18 protein-coding genes, 1 tRNA gene and 1 pseudogene are annotated in these 15445 nt (G+C 35.4%); 6 read left to right on the top strand and 14 right to left on the bottom strand.

Translation table 11 applies throughout. The features are described from left to right. The 4 genes from rhuM to rsfS form a co-directional block, all read right to left on the bottom strand. Nucleotides 1–304 (bottom strand): RhuM family protein (gene rhuM, locus HET73_RS02540; RefSeq protein WP_246209840.1); only part of this gene is annotated, 304 nt, incomplete at its 3' end. 76 nt (nt 305–380) lie between these two features. Beyond that, entirely contained in the window at nt 381–950 is a 570-nt protein-coding gene (locus HET73_RS02535) for a hypothetical protein (protein ID WP_174133970.1), read from the bottom strand. An 11-nt stretch (nt 951–961) separates the two neighbouring features. Further along, nucleotides 962–2224: a tyrosine--tRNA ligase gene (gene tyrS, locus HET73_RS02530; RefSeq protein ID WP_174132746.1), complete on the bottom strand. Its 1263-nt coding sequence runs from the start codon at nt 2222–2224 to the stop codon at nt 962–964. Between the two features lie 57 nt (nt 2225–2281). Further along, entirely contained in the window at nt 2282–2608 is a 327-nt protein-coding gene (gene rsfS / locus HET73_RS02525; protein WP_174132748.1) for a ribosome silencing factor, read from the bottom strand. A gap of 159 nt (nt 2609–2767) precedes the next feature. Here rsfS and HET73_RS02520 point away from each other — a divergent pair, with 159 nt between their 5' ends. Genes HET73_RS02520 through HET73_RS02510 form a run of 3 tightly spaced genes read left to right on the top strand, consistent with a single transcriptional unit; the run spans nt 2768 to nt 4660 of the window. Further along, nucleotides 2768–3373 carry an AAA family ATPase gene (locus HET73_RS02520; RefSeq protein WP_174132745.1) on the top strand — a complete coding sequence of 202 codons (606 nt, stop codon included), beginning with the start codon at nt 2768–2770 and terminating at the stop codon, nt 3371–3373. Next, nucleotides 3366–3854, top strand: coding sequence for an RNA pyrophosphohydrolase (locus HET73_RS02515; RefSeq protein ID WP_174132744.1), 489 nt, complete (start codon nt 3366–3368; stop codon nt 3852–3854). The genes HET73_RS02520 and HET73_RS02515 overlap by 8 nt, the downstream gene beginning before the upstream one ends. Further along, a complete protein-coding gene (locus tag HET73_RS02510) occupies nt 3851–4660 on the top strand; it encodes a TatD family hydrolase (protein ID WP_174132743.1) in 810 nt (269 codons plus the stop codon). Before HET73_RS02515 ends, HET73_RS02510 begins: the two co-directional genes overlap by 4 nt. On the opposite strand, the gene mdh is transcribed toward HET73_RS02510, so the two are convergent. The 6 genes and pseudogenes from mdh to HET73_RS02480 all read right to left on the bottom strand — a co-directional run bounded on the left by mdh (nt 4635) and on the right by HET73_RS02480 (nt 8275). Next, on the bottom strand, nt 4635–5597 hold the full coding sequence (mdh, locus tag HET73_RS02505; RefSeq protein ID WP_174132742.1) for a malate dehydrogenase: 963 nt from the start codon (nt 5595–5597) through the stop codon (nt 4635–4637). The genes HET73_RS02510 and mdh overlap by 26 nt on opposite strands. Nucleotides 5598–5600: 3 nt before the next feature. Continuing rightward, nucleotides 5601–6172 (bottom strand): annotated as a pseudogene (locus HET73_RS02500) (NADH-quinone oxidoreductase subunit C). A 1-nt stretch (nt 6173) separates the two neighbouring features. Then, nucleotides 6174–6680, bottom strand: coding sequence for a NuoB/complex I 20 kDa subunit family protein (locus HET73_RS02495; RefSeq protein ID WP_174132740.1), 507 nt, complete (start codon nt 6678–6680; stop codon nt 6174–6176). A gap of 4 nt (nt 6681–6684) precedes the next feature. Continuing rightward, the gene (locus tag HET73_RS02490) at nt 6685–7038 is read right to left on the bottom strand and encodes an NADH-quinone oxidoreductase subunit A (RefSeq protein WP_174132739.1); all 354 of its coding nucleotides are present in this window, start codon (nt 7036–7038) and stop codon (nt 6685–6687) included. Between the two features lie 25 nt (nt 7039–7063). Then, nucleotides 7064–7432 carry an HIT domain-containing protein gene (locus tag HET73_RS02485; protein ID WP_174132738.1) on the bottom strand — a complete coding sequence of 123 codons (369 nt, stop codon included), beginning with the start codon at nt 7430–7432 and terminating at the stop codon, nt 7064–7066. Between the two features lie 3 nt (nt 7433–7435). Beyond that, nucleotides 7436–8275, bottom strand: a complete 840-nt coding sequence (locus HET73_RS02480) for a hypothetical protein (RefSeq protein WP_246209838.1) — start codon at nt 8273–8275, stop codon at nt 7436–7438. Between the two features lie 170 nt (nt 8276–8445). Between HET73_RS02480 and HET73_RS02475 the strand changes: the two genes are divergently transcribed. Both HET73_RS02475 and HET73_RS02470 read left to right on the top strand, forming a co-directional pair. Continuing rightward, entirely contained in the window at nt 8446–9930 is a 1485-nt protein-coding gene (locus HET73_RS02475; protein WP_174132737.1) for a UDP-N-acetylmuramoyl-tripeptide--D-alanyl-D-alanine ligase, read from the top strand. A 48-nt stretch (nt 9931–9978) separates the two neighbouring features. Beyond that, a complete protein-coding gene (locus HET73_RS02470; protein ID WP_174132736.1) occupies nt 9979–10929 on the top strand; it encodes an NAD-dependent epimerase/dehydratase family protein in 951 nt (316 codons plus the stop codon). Nucleotides 10930–10938: 9 nt separating this feature from the next. Here HET73_RS02470 and HET73_RS02465 read toward each other — a convergent pair. Continuing rightward, nucleotides 10939–11012 (bottom strand) — tRNA-Arg (locus HET73_RS02465). A gap of 176 nt (nt 11013–11188) precedes the next feature. Between HET73_RS02465 and rpe the strand changes: the two genes are divergently transcribed. Beyond that, nucleotides 11189–11860 carry a ribulose-phosphate 3-epimerase gene (gene rpe, locus HET73_RS02460; RefSeq protein ID WP_174133969.1) on the top strand — a complete coding sequence of 224 codons (672 nt, stop codon included), beginning with the start codon at nt 11189–11191 and terminating at the stop codon, nt 11858–11860. Between the two features lie 33 nt (nt 11861–11893). Here the strand turns inward: rpe and pnp are convergent, their stop codons facing one another. Genes pnp through truB form a run of 3 tightly spaced genes read right to left on the bottom strand, consistent with a single transcriptional unit; the run spans nt 11894 to nt 15434 of the window. After that, a complete protein-coding gene (gene pnp / locus HET73_RS02455) occupies nt 11894–14128 on the bottom strand; it encodes a polyribonucleotide nucleotidyltransferase (RefSeq protein ID WP_410543544.1) in 2235 nt (744 codons plus the stop codon). Nucleotides 14129–14177: 49 nt separating this feature from the next. Then, nucleotides 14178–14411 carry a 30S ribosomal protein S15 gene (gene rpsO / locus HET73_RS02450; protein ID WP_174133972.1) on the bottom strand — a complete coding sequence of 78 codons (234 nt, stop codon included), beginning with the start codon at nt 14409–14411 and terminating at the stop codon, nt 14178–14180. 45 nt (nt 14412–14456) lie between these two features. Beyond that, nucleotides 14457–15434, bottom strand: a complete 978-nt coding sequence (gene truB, locus HET73_RS02445) for a tRNA pseudouridine(55) synthase TruB (RefSeq protein WP_174133971.1) — start codon at nt 15432–15434, stop codon at nt 14457–14459. Between the last annotated feature and the right edge of the window lie 11 nt (nt 15435–15445).

The following is a 15445-nucleotide window of genomic DNA, read 5'->3' as shown; positions in this document are numbered from 1 at the left end:
CACCGTTCTTCAGTCGTTCACTGTCCAATACAAACCCTTTGATGATAAACTCCTTCAGAACTTTTGTAGCCCATACTCTAAATGCAGTTGCTTTCTGAGAATTTACTCTATACCCAACAGCTAAAATTGCATCTAAGTTGTAAAATTGCGTAGGATACTTTTTACCATCAGAAGCAGTATTCCGGAAAATCCGGATAACTGAGTCTTTATCTAACTCCTGACTAGCAAATATGTTTTGTAAATGCTCATTAATTGTTCTAATATTAACATCAAACAACCCCACCATTTTTTTTGCGTGAGCCAAATGTTCTCACCCTGATATAAAATATCAATCCGTACATCTCCATCTGGGGTTGTATATAATAGAATTTCACTTTCCACTATCTTACCAGTTGTTTTATACATAGTTCTCGAATTTTGAAAATTTGCTCCATGTTATACGGTATGTTTGGATTATTTATCAGCCAGTTTTCAATAAACTGTTTGTGCTTTTCTATTTTGTAGTTTCCAAGGTGTTCTGGCTCAATTTTCTCTTCCCCTGTCAGTTTTAATGACATGTTATTTCCTGGAAAAGTTATATCAATAATTCGGCTTTTATAACGAAGATAGCAATGCATCTCTGGAATGTGTGACAAGTTATACTCGTTTAGAATTGTAGAGATTTGTTGGGGTTTATTCATCATAAAAACTGCTATGTGCAGTGTAATATTGACCCCACACTCGCAGCTTAACTTATAAATCAACGAATGTTTTGTACTACAAGTTCCTCGTCTTTCATTGAGTACTAATAGATAATCTGTGCGGTCAAGATTGCGTCCGTAAGGTAGTTCGTGTACATATTCTAATGCTTTACGGAACGTAGTAATACCAAAAGTTAAAAAGAGGTTTGATATAGGCTTGCGATGAGATAAATATATTTGATCTAAGTTATTCATATCATAATTTCTCATTTGTGTGAAATTTACTTTCTCACTTCACCCACCACAACTTTTATGTGGCGTTTCTTTCCTGCAGATAGTTTTATGAATGGCTGATCTTTAAAGCTCTCAGAATTTATTATGTAGTTAACATCGCTTATAGTATTATCGTCAACTTTGCATCCATTACCTTGTATTAAACGCTTTGCTGCGCCTTTTGAAGGTTCAAGGCTGGTATCGTGCAGTAGGTCTATTAAGGATATGCCATTTGCAACCTGTTCTTTTGTTATAATATAGTCAGGAAGTAGTGAGCTATCTTCATTCTCAAAGGCAGATACTGCAGCAGATTGTGCAAGTTCTGCTTCTTTATCACCATGACATATCTTTGTTACCTCTGTTGCCAAAACTTTTTTTGCTTCATTTATTTCTTGATCCTTTAAGGATTCTAGTTTTTTAATCTCATCAATTGACACATCGGTGAGCAATCTCAAAAAACGTCCAACATCTTGATCATCAACATTACGAAAATATTGCCAATAGTCGTAAGGCTTGAGCATACTGCCATCGAGCCATATCGCTCCACTTTCAGTTTTGCCCATTTTTACCCCTTGAGCATTCAATAAAAGAGGGGCGGTAAGGCCAAACAACTCAGGTAAGTTCAACTTTTTGCCAAGTTCCATTCCATTTACTATGTTTCCCCACTGATCTGATCCTCCAATCTGCAGACGACAGCCATACCTTTTATTCAATTCAACAAAATCATAAGCCTGCAATAGCATGTAGTTAAACTCCAGAAAACTTAGGTTTTGTTCTCTGTCGAGCCTGATCTTTACACTATCAAAACTTAGCATGCGATTTACAGAAAAATGTGCCCCTATATCACACAAAAAATCTATGTATTTTATGTTATCTAACCAATCTGCGTTATTTACTATCACTGCACCAGTCTTTCCATCATCAAAAGATACCATTTTCTCCAATATCCTCTTTATACCAGATGTATTTTGCTTGATGTTCTCTATGGGCAAAATGCTCCTTGCTTTATCTTTGAAGGATGGGTCGCCAATCTTAGTTGTACCGCCTCCAAGTAAAACTATTGGCTTGTAACCAAATTTTTGTAGGTGACGCAGCATCATAATCTGAATTAGATGACCAGCATGAAGACTTGGTGCTGTGCAATCAAATCCAATGTATGCAACTATGTAATTATTTTGCAGTAATAATTGGTCTAACCCTTCAATGTTTGTACATTGATATAGATACCCTCTTTCTTGGATAAAGCTCAAAAATTCTGATTTATGTTTCATGGTTTACCCTATTAATTGAAGTGATTTTAATCTACAAATCTTATAAATGGAAGAAAGTCAATTCCACAGTTCTTCTATTTTATAATATTCCCTTACTTCTGGCCTGAATATGTGAACCATTATACCTTGAAAATTCAAAACCACCCAATTGCCTTCATCCATACCTTCTACATTTATTTTATCATGTTGTTTGAGACTTTCTATTATATGCTCAGCTAATGCTCTCACATGGCGACTAGAATCCCCAGATGCAATAATCATATATTTTGCAATAACGGTTTTATTCTGCACATCAAAAGTGACTATGTCGTGACCTTTATTTTGATCTATCACACTTACGATCGTGCTTTTTATTAATTCTGTATCGCCGGATATACCAGTCATCATCTTAAATTATATAATTTGTTTATAATTATATACTCATAATTTCTAAACATGAACTATTTTTAATATTCTAAAGCCAAATTGTGTATGTTTCAGTGTATACAATACATATCCTTTTATGTATAACGTAAAGATGGTTTTTCCAATAGTATACTTATTATGAGCAGAACTCTCATTTACTTAATCGGCTTTCCAGGTAGCGGCAAGCTTACTACTGCGAAAGAACTGTGCAAGATTGTTGATGCGGTGATAGTAAGCAATAATCTGTTTAATAACATTATACTTGGAGTTGTTAAGCTAACAAACAATAAAGTTATAAATGACCTGTGGGAAAAAATTTTTGCGGTTAGAGAGAATATGTTAGCGATACTGGGGAAATATCACATAAAATCAAAGCATTATATATTTACAAATGAATTGATAGATGGTGATTCCTATGACCAAAGAGTATATAGTTCAATGGTGAATTTGGGTAAAGAAATGAGTGTAGAAATTCTTCCTGTAGTGTTACACTGCAATAATGAAGAACTAGTGAAGCATGTTCAATCAAAGGAAAGATACCAGGAGAATAAAATTATTAATTCGGACTTTGCTATGAAAAGAATTGAAGGAAAAAGGCTGTTTGTGCCTGAAGGTTCACTTGAAATTGACAACTCAAGCCTAAGTGCAAAAGAAGTTGCAGAAAGAATTGTTGAAGAGATGAAAGGTAGAGAAAAATTAATTAAAACTTCCATAAATAATTTAGCAAAGCGTACTCGTGATTAAACAGAAAGGTAGATATCGTCCTTGTGTTGGCATAATGCTGTTTAACAAACAAGGACATGTTTTTGTTGGCAAACCCTTTCATAGCGAATCTTATTGGCAAATGCCACAAGGAGGTGTTGATGATGGTGAGGAACTGGAACAAGCAGCGTTACGTGAGTTGCTAGAGGAAGTGGGTACAAATAAAGCAGAAATTATAGCTAAAAACGAAGATTGGATATACTACAACTTGCCTGAAGAAATTATACCAATATGCTGGAATGGAAGATATTCTGGTCAAAAGCAAAGGTGGTTCTTAATGAAATTTTATGGAGAGGATAAGGATATTAATATTAACTATACTGATCATCCAGAGTTCAAAGAATGGCGTTGGCAAAATGTGGATGGTTTGGTAGCCAGTGCTATATCATTTAAAAAAGAAGTTTATAAAACAGTGATAGAAGAGTTTTCTTCTATCATAAAAGCCTCAACAATAAGCTCATGATAGTAGATTCTCATTGCCACTTGATTTATTTTTCCGATGATGAAATACCAAAAGTAATTTCAAGGGCAGAGCAAAATGGTGTAAAGGTTTTGCATAACATATGCGTAAGTATTGATGATGTTCCTAAATTATTAAAAATTTCTTCATCCTATAATCAAGTTTACTCTTCTGTTGGCGTGCACCCACTTGATGCTACTGTAGAAAACGGTGAATGTACACATGCTGATGAATTAGTTGAATTTACCAAGAATCAAAAGGTAATTAGTATAGGTGAAACCGGGTTAGATTTTCATAAATCTGATAATAAAAGCAATCAGAAAAAAAGCTTTTCATTCCACATAGAAGCAGCAAGGATAACGGGGTTACCTTTAGTTATTCACACAAGAAGCGCTGATAATGAGATAATCGATATGTTAAGGTCAGAAATGAAAACTGGCACTTTTGGTGGAGTAATGCACTGCTTTGCTTCCTCTAAAGAGCTTGCTTATCAATCTATAGATTTAGGGTTATATATTTCATTTTCTGGAATCATTACTTTTAAAAATGCGAGCTTACTCAGAGGAATTGCACAAGGTGTACCACGCGAACTTGTTTTGGTTGAAACTGATGCACCATATCTATCACCTGAGCCTTATAGGGGAAAAAAGAACGAACCAGCAATGGTAAAATATGTTGTGGATTGTTTAGCAGAGTTATGGAATGAGTCACCCGATAAAGTAGCAGAAATAACCACAAGCAACTTTTTTAGGCTGTTTACGAAACTTGAGCTACAAGGAAATTCTATAAAACCATTGATTTGCTTATGAGCCTAAATAGTTCTTTCACTGAATTCACAGATTTATCAAACATTTCTTGTTCACTATCATCCATTTTAACCTCTAGAACCTTTTCAACTCCGTTTTTTCCAATAATTATAGGAACACCAATGAACAAGTCTTTCACACCATATTCACCATTGAGATGAGCAGCACACGGTAATATGCGCCTTTTGTCTTTTAAATATGACTCTAGCATACATATGGCTGAAGAGGCAGGAGCATAGTACGCAGACCCGGACTTCAGTAAATCAACTATCTCTTTTCCGCCATTACGAGTACGTTTTACTATTTCATCAACTTTTTCCTGTGAGATGAGATCCATATCGATGATTTGGGTAAGCGGAATGCCAGCAACTGAAGCGCAATTGATTAGTGGTACCATAGTGTCACCATGTCCTCCAAGTACAAAAGCAGATACATCCTCAACGGAAATGTTGAGCTCTCTTGCAAGAAAATAACGAAAGCGGGAAGAATCAAGCACTCCCGCCATTCCAACAACCATATTGGTTGGCAGGTTTGAAAATTTATGCACTACTGAAACCATGGCATCCAAAGGATTGGTAACAACTATTACAAACGCATTTGGAGAATATTTTTTAATATTTTCACTAACCTCTTTCATTACTTTAGCATTAGTTTGCAGGAGATCGTCCCTACTCATTCCCGGTTTTCTTGCAATACCAGCGGTTATTATAATTGCATCGGAGTTTTCTATATCTTCGTACCTATTTGTACCGATGACGTTAATATTAAACTTATCTATAGGGGATGATTCTGCAATATCTAGCGCTTTACCTTGCGGTATTCCATCACTAATGTCAAGCAAAACAACATCGCCAAGCTTTCTGAGCGTAATCATATGGGCAAGAGTCCCACCTATATTTCCTGCGCCGATCAAAGATATTTTTTTTCTTTGTACTATCATTCTCTACTCCTTTGTATTTACTTTTATGGTTTCACCTTCCCAAGGGGATAGGCTGTCAAACATACGAAAATCTTGTGGTAAATCTATAGGATTATATACAACCTTTTTGCCTCTATATCGTATCTTACTTCCTCATAACCAGTGAGAGGGAAATCTTTTAACATCGGATGACCTTTGAATCCATAATCCGTTAGAATCCTACGCAAATCAGGGTGATCAGAAAATTCTATTCCATACATATCAAACACTTCGCGCTCAAACCATGAAGCTGTGTTAAATATCTTTGCTACGCTTGGAGGTATATCACTTTCATCTAACTGAAGCTTTACGTGCACTCTGATATTATGTACAACGCTGAGCAAGTTGTATATTAGTTCAAAACGCTTCTCTCTGTTTGGATAGTCAATTCCAAAAATGTCAACTAATAATTCAAACCTGCATTTCTCATCATCATGTAGAAAGAGTAAGTGATTTTCAATATCATCTAAAGCCGAATATATTACAATAGTGCTATCATCTTGCTGAATACATTCACATTTAGTCTTTCTTTGTATGTATTTTCCAGTTTTATTCATGCTATACGTTCTGAGTTCGTTTTATTTTATTTTGTAGGCATAGCATTCCATATAGCAACGCCTCAGCGGTTGGTGGGCATCCAGGAACATACACATCAACTGGTACAATTCTATCACAGCCACGGACCACTGAATAAGAGTAATGATAATAACCGCCACCATTTGCACAACTGCCCATAGATACAACATACTTTGGATCTGCCATTTGGTCATAAACCTTACGTAATGCTGCTGCCATTTTGTTGGTTAATGTACCAGCAACAATCATAACATCTGCTTGTCTTGGACTCGCACGAAACATTATACCATATCTATCAAAATCATAACGGCTGGATGCGGTATGCATCATCTCCACTGCACAACATGCAAGACCAAACGTCATTGGCCACAATGAACCAGATCTTGCCCAGTTCATCACATAATCTATTAAATCACCAAATTTAGTAACAAGAAACCCCTCTTTTTTATAACGACTCCAGTCATCATTAGATAGAATTTGACCTGTCATAAACCTACTCCCATTCTAATGCACCCTTACACCACTCATAGATAAAGCCTATAGTGAGTATTGCAAGAAATATCATCATCGACCAAAATCCACAATAACTTATTTTAGATAAAGAAACGGCCCAAGGAAAAAGAAAGGCAATTTCTAAGTCAAATATTATGAATAATATTGAAACCAAGTAAAATTTAATGTCAAAATTTTTTCTTGCTCTTGATAAAGGATTAAAACCGCACTCATATGTGGAAAGCTTTTCACTATCTGGCTTGCTTACTGCAAGAAACATAGGTAACACACCCAAAGCAAGAGATACTACAATTGATACACAGATAAAAATTACTATGGTTAAATATTCACTCATTTAACAAAACATATAGAAAGCAACACTATAAATTTACATGCTTTCCTAATCTTTTACCACCTAAAATATGCACATGAAAGTGCGGTACAACTTGTTCTCCGTTTTCACCGTAGTTAGTAACTAATCTATATCCTGTTTTTTCTAAATTGTATTTGTATGTTATCTCTCTTACAGTTTTAAAAAAATTTACTATTTCCTCTACAGAAGCTTTTAGAATAAAATCATCGTATGAAATATATTGATTTTTTGGTACAACTAAAATATGAACTGGTGCATCAGGATATTTATCATAGAATGCCAATACACTCTCATCCTCATAAACCTTCTCGCAAGGCAATTCACCCCTTAATATTTGAGCAAAAATGTTAGTGCCATCATAACCTTTGTTGCTCATATTTTAAAAACGTCCTTTATCTACTCCTTCTTTATTAGGTGTAGATAATTTTATTGCTTCACCAGAGGAAACATCTTCAAGATTCAAAAAAGTACTTCCCAATTCTCTCACTTGGTTTTCTAGTGATTGCATTTTTGTAGGAGATATAGTTTCTTTACCAAAGGGAAACTGGTTAGGATTAGTCATGTTAAATTCTTCACTCCCTATCTGGTTATCATATTCTCGATACAATTTTTCTGCAATACCATGCAGTAATTTTCGGTCTGTGTGAACTTTAAATTCACCACCAGTAATTTTTGCCAGACCTTTGAGATTGCGATCAACTTCATCATAAATTTCTTTAAGGACATGCTCTTTTATTGTTTTTTCATCCATGCCTGGGTTATCTTTTTTTACTTTTTTGATTATATCTTCAACATCAACTTCAATTACGATTTTGTTTTCTTCTCTAAAGACAGTTAAATTTGATGGACGATCTTTTGACAAATCTTTTATTTTACCTAATTGTTCTGGCGTCAAAGAGGGTATATCTCCCGTCAAAGTTCTTGATGCTAAAAAACTTACCTTTCCTCTCTTTTGTTCTTCTATTTTTATACCAAGATCTTCACTAGCTTGTGTAGTTTTTATAGGCGGGTCATATTTCTTTTCTCCTTCAGGCACATCCATACTGACAGCTTCCTTTAACGAAACTCCGGCATCATGTTTCATTTCATCCATTGAAGCAAACGGCTTTCTTATAGGGTAAAAAAGTGCTTTAGGCACAAGAAAAAGCACGTCCTTTGTAACTTTTGTACCTGTTTTAACTGCTCCTCCTATTTTAGCCCAGATAGATTCTTTTGCCATACATACCTCCTAAGTATCTCCCACACTTAATACTATAGTAAAATTATAGATGAAAATATTTAAACTTCTATATTCATTATAAGATGAAATTATAGAGATTGCAACTATTATTTACACGTTGTCAAAAACATGTAGTATTTTTGTTGTTCAATTTACTTTAAAGCCAAATTTTGTTTGAATGGAACACAAATAATATTATTGATGCTACTGGCGGAAGAAGGGAGGGTAATTGGGCACATAGCTTAAATATTTCAACAGACACAAGAAGCATAAAAAAAGGTGATTTATTTATTGCTCTCAAGGGAAAAAATTTTGATGGACATAATTTTCTGCATGAAGCGTTTTTAAAGGGGGCAGCATCTGCGGTAGTAAGCGATGACAGATATAGAAGCTTTCCTCTAATTGTTGTGCAAGATACTCTGAAAGCTTTGCACGATATGGCATCGTATTACATTAGAAATGTTCTTGTTAATGCTAAAGTTATCGCAATCACAGGTAGTGTCGGAAAAACCACTACAAAGGACATGCTGCACACTGTTTTACTGCAATATGGAGTATCTCATGTAAACGAAGGTAACTTAAATAATAATATAGGATTGCCTTTGACAATTCTAAAAGCTCCAGAGAACTGCCAGTACTTAATTCTTGAAATGGGGATGAATAAAGCAGGTGAAATCAAAGAATTATCGAAGATTAGCAATCCTGATATTGCAGTTATTACCAACATAGAACCTGCGCATGTTGAGAATTTTTCGTCGCTATTTGATATTGCACAAGCAAAATTAGAAGTCCTATACGGTATAAAAAATAATGCTACTTTAGTTTTGAATAGAGATAGTAAGTATTATGACTATCTCTTATCATGTGCCGATAGAGATGTAATAAGTTTTGGTAAAGATAAGAGTGCTACAGTTTGTTTGTTAGACATAATAAGAAATGATGAGTCTTCTGTCATCCCAGTGTCTGGACACTGGGATCCAGGAAATTCAATTGAAAATAAGCGTATCAGACGGTTGTATAGTAACCCAGCGTCACGCACTGGAAACCGAGCTGCTCATGGATTAGGTTTAAAAATCAGGTTGGATAACAACCAAATCATAAACTGTAATTTACCTGTGCAAGGTGAACATTTCGCATACTCTGTGTTAGCTGTTGCAGCAATTGTGCAAAGTCTTGGGCTTGATTTATTGAAATTACCACTTGCACTTGAGAACTTTAGTGTAACCAAAGGTAGAGGTAGTGTTCATAAAGCTAAATACAATGGAAAGTACATACATTTGATTGATGATTCCTATAACGCTAGCCCTGCTTCAATGAAAGCTGCAATAAGAACTTTAGGTACATATTCTAATCGGAGAAAAGTAGCATTGTTTGGCGATATGCTAGAGCTTGGTAATGAAAGCGTAGAATTTCATACAGAACTGCTTGATTCTATTATAGAATACAATGTGAATAAAGTTTATACGGTTGGTAAATTTATGTTAGAATTGCATAAGCTTTTGTCAGGCAATATAAAAGGCACGTACTTTAATGATTCTAACCAATTGAAAAATAATTTAGCTAATATTGTTCAGAATGATGATGTAGTTCTAGTTAAAGGCTCGCGAGGAGTTGGAATGGATCTTGTAATACAGGAATTCGTAATAGAATATTAAATAAAACTATTGTATTAATTTAAGGTTAAGTTATTAGAAGTTTTAATTGTGACAAAGCGTGCAGTTATTTTTGGTGGAACAGGATTTATAGGAAAACACATCGTAAGACACTTGGCAGTAGCGGGGTATTTAATAAGGATATTTGCTCGTAATCAGGAAAAAGCTGCTTGCCTGAAACTATGTGGAAATTTAGGACAAATATCAATACTTAAAGGCGATTTTTTTGATGAAAAATCAATTTTAGACAGTATGGAAGAATGTGACGTAGTCATAAACTTAGTAGGAATATTACATGAAACAAAAAAGCACGATTTCTATTCTGTTCATGTTGGAATAGCTGAAAGAATAGCAAGAGCTGCAAAAATAAAAAATGTACCCATGGTGATACATTTTTCTGCTATGGGAATAGAGAATAATAAGTTGTCAGAATATGCTAAAAGTAAATTGGAAGGTGAAAAAGCTGTAACTTCAGCATTTCCAGAAGCAATAATAATTAAGCCGTGTCTTGTGTTTGGTAAAGAAGATAACTTCTTTAATAAGTTTGCAAGATTAGCAACAATTCTTCCTTTTTTGCCGCTAATTGGTGGCGGAACAACTAAATTTCAACCGATATGTGTAACCGATCTAGCTGAAGTGGTATATCGTATTATCAGTCTTAATAAGCAAGATAAAAAGGTTTACAATGTAGGTGGACCGAAAGTCTACTCTTTCAAAAGCTTATTAAAGTTTATTTTGAATGTTACTAACAGAAAGTGCTTGTTAGTCAACGTATCTTTTCCAATGGCAAAGTTAATAGCTTTTTTCTTAGAGAATAGGATCACTTCTATGCTGCTGAAACCCATAACCGGTGATGCAAGTCCTATGCTCACTCGAGATCAGGTAAGAGTTATGATGAGTAGCTCAACTGAAAAGTCAACTGACCTTGAAACAATAAAAATCCGGCCACTATCAATTGAAAATGTAGTGCCAGAGTACTTGAAGGTTTATAGAAAATACTGATGCAAAGAGTGCGCCCAGTAGGATTCGAACCTACGACCCACAGCTTAGAAGGCTGTTGCTCTATCCAGCTGAGCTACGGGCGCACAACATATATATAAAATGCTTCTTAACACGTATGAAGTCAACATGTAAATACGATGTTTGCAGTAGGTTCCTGAAAGACCTTATCACTCTAACAGTAACATTGATTTTTCTGGAATCAAGGACTGGGGTGACAGAGTTTTAAAAATAAGTTATTTTTCTATTTTTTAATGAAAACATGGGCATCAAAATTGCACCTTCTATACTGTCAGCAGACTTTGCAAAATTAGGGGAAGAAGTAAGGAAAATTAGCGACTTAGGTGTGGATTACATACATATAGACGTTATGGATGGGAATTTCGTTCCAAATATTACAATTGGTCCAAGTGTTGTCTCTGCAATACGTAAATATACCAATCTTCCTTTTGATGTGCACTTAATGATTAAATCTCCTGGTGACCATATTGAAAGCTTTATAAATGCTGGTGCTGATATCATCACTATACATGCAGAAGCAGAGATACACCTCGATGGACTGATAAGAAGGATAAAGTCATACAAGAACGATACAAAAAAAGCAATTCAAGTTGGAGTTTCAATCGTTCCTTCAACTCCTCCAAGTATGCTTGAATACATAATACATGAGTTGGATATTGTACTGATTATGACAGTCAACCCTGGATTTGGAGGACAGGAGTTTATCCACTCGCAACTAAGCAAGATATCTGTTGTGAAGAAAATGATACAAGAGCGTGGTCTTAAAACACAAATTTCAGTAGATGGTGGAGTGAGTCCCCTAAACGCAGCTAATATAATAAAAGCAGGTGCAGATATATTAGTTGCTGGGTCAGCAATATTTAGAGCTGAAGATATGGAAAAGGCTGTAAACGATCTTAAAAACCTGCTGTAAAACCTCTGTTACATCTCAGTACCTAGGAAGAACTTAATAAAAGCCCGATGATGAGTCATCATTGCCAAAATTGGGTCTATTATTCCTGTTACTGAAGCCAGAACGAGGACGAGCAGGTCTCTTACGGTAACCAGGTTTTTTATTAAATGGACTATTATGATAATCCCTCTCATTTGAGCCATCTTTCTTATCCTCATTGTAAAGTTCGCCTTCAAAGAATTCACCTGTTTCTTGATCAATGCGACGCCTCGACAATTTTGGGCATCCACCTTTTTCAAAATCAATTACCAACGCTTTGAAAGCATCACCCTGTTTAAGTATGTCCTCAATAGATTCTATATGCTGATTAGCTACTTCACTTATATGCATTTTCCCTTTTTTTCCATTGAGGAGTTCAAGCTCTACAATAGATTTCTCTATCTTTACAACCTTAGCGTCAACTATGGCACCCTGCTCTAGTTCTGTTATTGAATCAATCATCATATTCTTCGCAATTTCAGCTTCGGTACTACTCGTAGCAAACACAGAAACTTTGCCATCATCTCCTATTTCAATTTTTGCATTACTTCTTTCACACACATTGCGTATATTTTTTCCTTTAGTACCAATAGCCGCAGAAATTTTATTTTTATCTATGTAAAATGATATCATTCTTGGTGCATGACTTTTTACATCATCGCTATGTTCCGAAATCACCGCATTCATTTTTTCTAGGATGTGTAATCTTCCAGCCTTTGCTTGTTCTAAAGACTTTTCAACAATTTCAAAGCTTATGCCAGAAATTTTCATATCCATTTGCAATGCTGTAATTCCTTCACTAGTTCCTGCTACTTTAAAGTCCATGTCGCCAAGATAATCTTCATCGCCCAGTATATCGGAAAGTATTATATACTCATTTTTATCTTTAATGAGGCCCATGGCAATTCCAGCAACGGGGGCCTTTATTGGTACACCTGTGTCCATTAAGGCAAGGGAAGTTCCGCAAACTGTTGCCATAGAAGAAGAGCCATCTGATTCCATAATTTCAGATACTACTCTTATCGTATAAGGGAATTCAGATTTATCAGGTAAAACAGGATGAATTGCCTTCCAAGCAAGTTTACCATGACCAATTTCTCTTCTTCCTGGTGCGCGTATAGCAGAAGCTTCTCCAACAGCAAATGAAGGGAAATTGTAATGCAACATGAAATGCTCACGTCTGTCACCTTCAATATCATCTACAATTTGTTCGTCTTGTGTAGTACCAAGAGCAGTAACAACCAGTGCTTGGGTGCTACCTCTTGTAAACAGCGCAGAACCATGAGTTCTGGCTAAAATATCAACTTCAATTTCTATCTGGCGTATTTCATCGTGCTTACGACCGTCTATTCTCGTACCTTTCTTTTTAATTATCTCACGCACTAAGGACCTTTCAAAGCTTTTTATTGCATATGTAATTAATTTCTCATCTTTTCCAGCTTCCTTAAGGGTGTTTGATATATCACCTCTGAGCGCTTCTAAAGTTTTAGTCCGCTCTTGTTTTACTGTTTGTGAGTATGCTTTTTCAAAGTCTTTACTGTGCTTTTCAAGATCTTGCATTATATCTGACATATCAATAGAAGCAAAATTTTCAGGTTTATTGCCAACAGTGTTAGCAAACTCTTTTATAAGCTTAATTACAGGTTGAAGGTGTTCATGACCAAATTTTATTGCGCTTAGAACATTTTCTTCGGAAAGCTCTCTTACTTCTGATTCAACCATCAAAATTGAATGCTCGTCACCAGATAAAAACAGATCTAAGTTGCTTGCTTTCATCTCTTGAACAGATGGGTTGAGTATATAGTTATTATTTTCATCACAGCCAATCAGAATTCCAGCTATAGTAAAGTGAAAAGGAACACCGGAAATTGCAAGAGCTGCAACAGTGCCAATCAATGCTGGTACTTCAGGTGGATTGGTCGTATCATAAGTTAATAAATTGCACACCACGCTGACTTCATCGTAAAAACCTTCTGGAAATAGTGGTCTTATACTTCTATCTATTACTCTTGATATTAATGTTTCTCTATCAGATGGCTTGCCTTCTCTTTTAAAAAAGCCACCAGGGATCTTACCCATAGCATAGCTTTTTGCAATAAATTGCACGTTTAGAGGCAGAAAATCAACGTTTTCTTCCTTCTTTTTACGTACAATGGTTACTAAAATAGAAGTATCACCATAATTTACAACTACTGAGCCATCAGCTTGGCGTGCTATCTTTCCAGTTTCTAACGATATAGGTACGACCACCCCAATCTATAGATTTTTTATATAACTTCAAACATACAAAATTCCTCGATTATTTTCTAATGCCTAACTTCTCTAATAACTCCTGATAGGCCTGATTACCAAACTTACGCTTTATATAATTTAAGTGTATGCGTCTTCTATCTATTAATAAAAGTAAACCACGCTTAGAGTCATGCTTGTGCACTTTAAAGTGCTCAGTTAAATTACTGATTCTCTCAGTTAAAATTGCACATTGTACAATGGATGAACCTGTGTTATTTTCTTTTATTAAATATATATTTATTCAATTCTTTTTCTTTTCTGATGGTATTGACATCTAAACCTCATCTCAAATATTAAAAACACGAATAGGTTTTACACAACCACAAGTAAAACTGCAGATCGCAATAGGCACATTACCCACTATTGTGCAAAAGATATCATAATTCTTTAAATTACGCAAGTTATTTAATACAATTTCCTGACCTTTTCTGATTTTCGTTGCTTCTTCTAGGGAAATTTCAACTTTAATCATTGATTTTAAAGCTGATGCGATAGGGATAACCGGATTTTTTGCATTACTCCCTGTCACTCCACCACCTTCTATTACTCCAGTATCACCTTTTGTCATCCCAGTGTCAGCTACTTGGATGACACCGGCACTCAGACTATAGTGTTCATACAATTGTGCAGCTTGTTTAATCGTTACTGATTCATCTTCTCTAAAATTACCTACCATAATTCTTCTTAGTCTTGTAATATGTCCAAAGCAATTCAGTGCGATTCCAAGATCTCTTGCGATTGATCTCACATATACGCCATTACCGCACACCATAGAAAAATCAGCACTATTATTTATGGTATCAACAGAGATCAATTTTAGTTCATATATTCGCACTAAGCGAGGCTTTATATTCGCTTTTTGTCCGCTTCTTGCTAATTTATATGCTCTTACCCCATTGATTTTTATTGCTGAAAATTGAGGAGGAGTTTGTGTTATCTCACCCACAAAGTTCTTGATTGCACAACTTATTTGATTATATTCAGGTTTTATATCGCTAGCTTTAACAGTGTCACCATCTAAATCGTCTGTAGTTCTTTGCTCTCCCCATTTTATTGTGAAATCATATGCTTTTAAATCACAAGATAAGTACGGTATAGTTTTTGTCGCTTCACCAAGAGCAATTGGTAACACACCTGAAGCTAAAGGATCAAGCGTCCCCAAATGACCGGCTTTTTTGATGCCAAAAATCTTTTTAACTTGGGTTACAGCTTGCGCAGAACTAATTCCTATTGGTTTGTCAAGATTCAGCCAGCCATGTGACATACAACGATTGT

The sequence above is a fragment of the Wolbachia endosymbiont of Atemnus politus genome (assembly GCF_013309895.1).
This window is presented reverse-complemented; position numbering and strand designations above follow the sequence as displayed.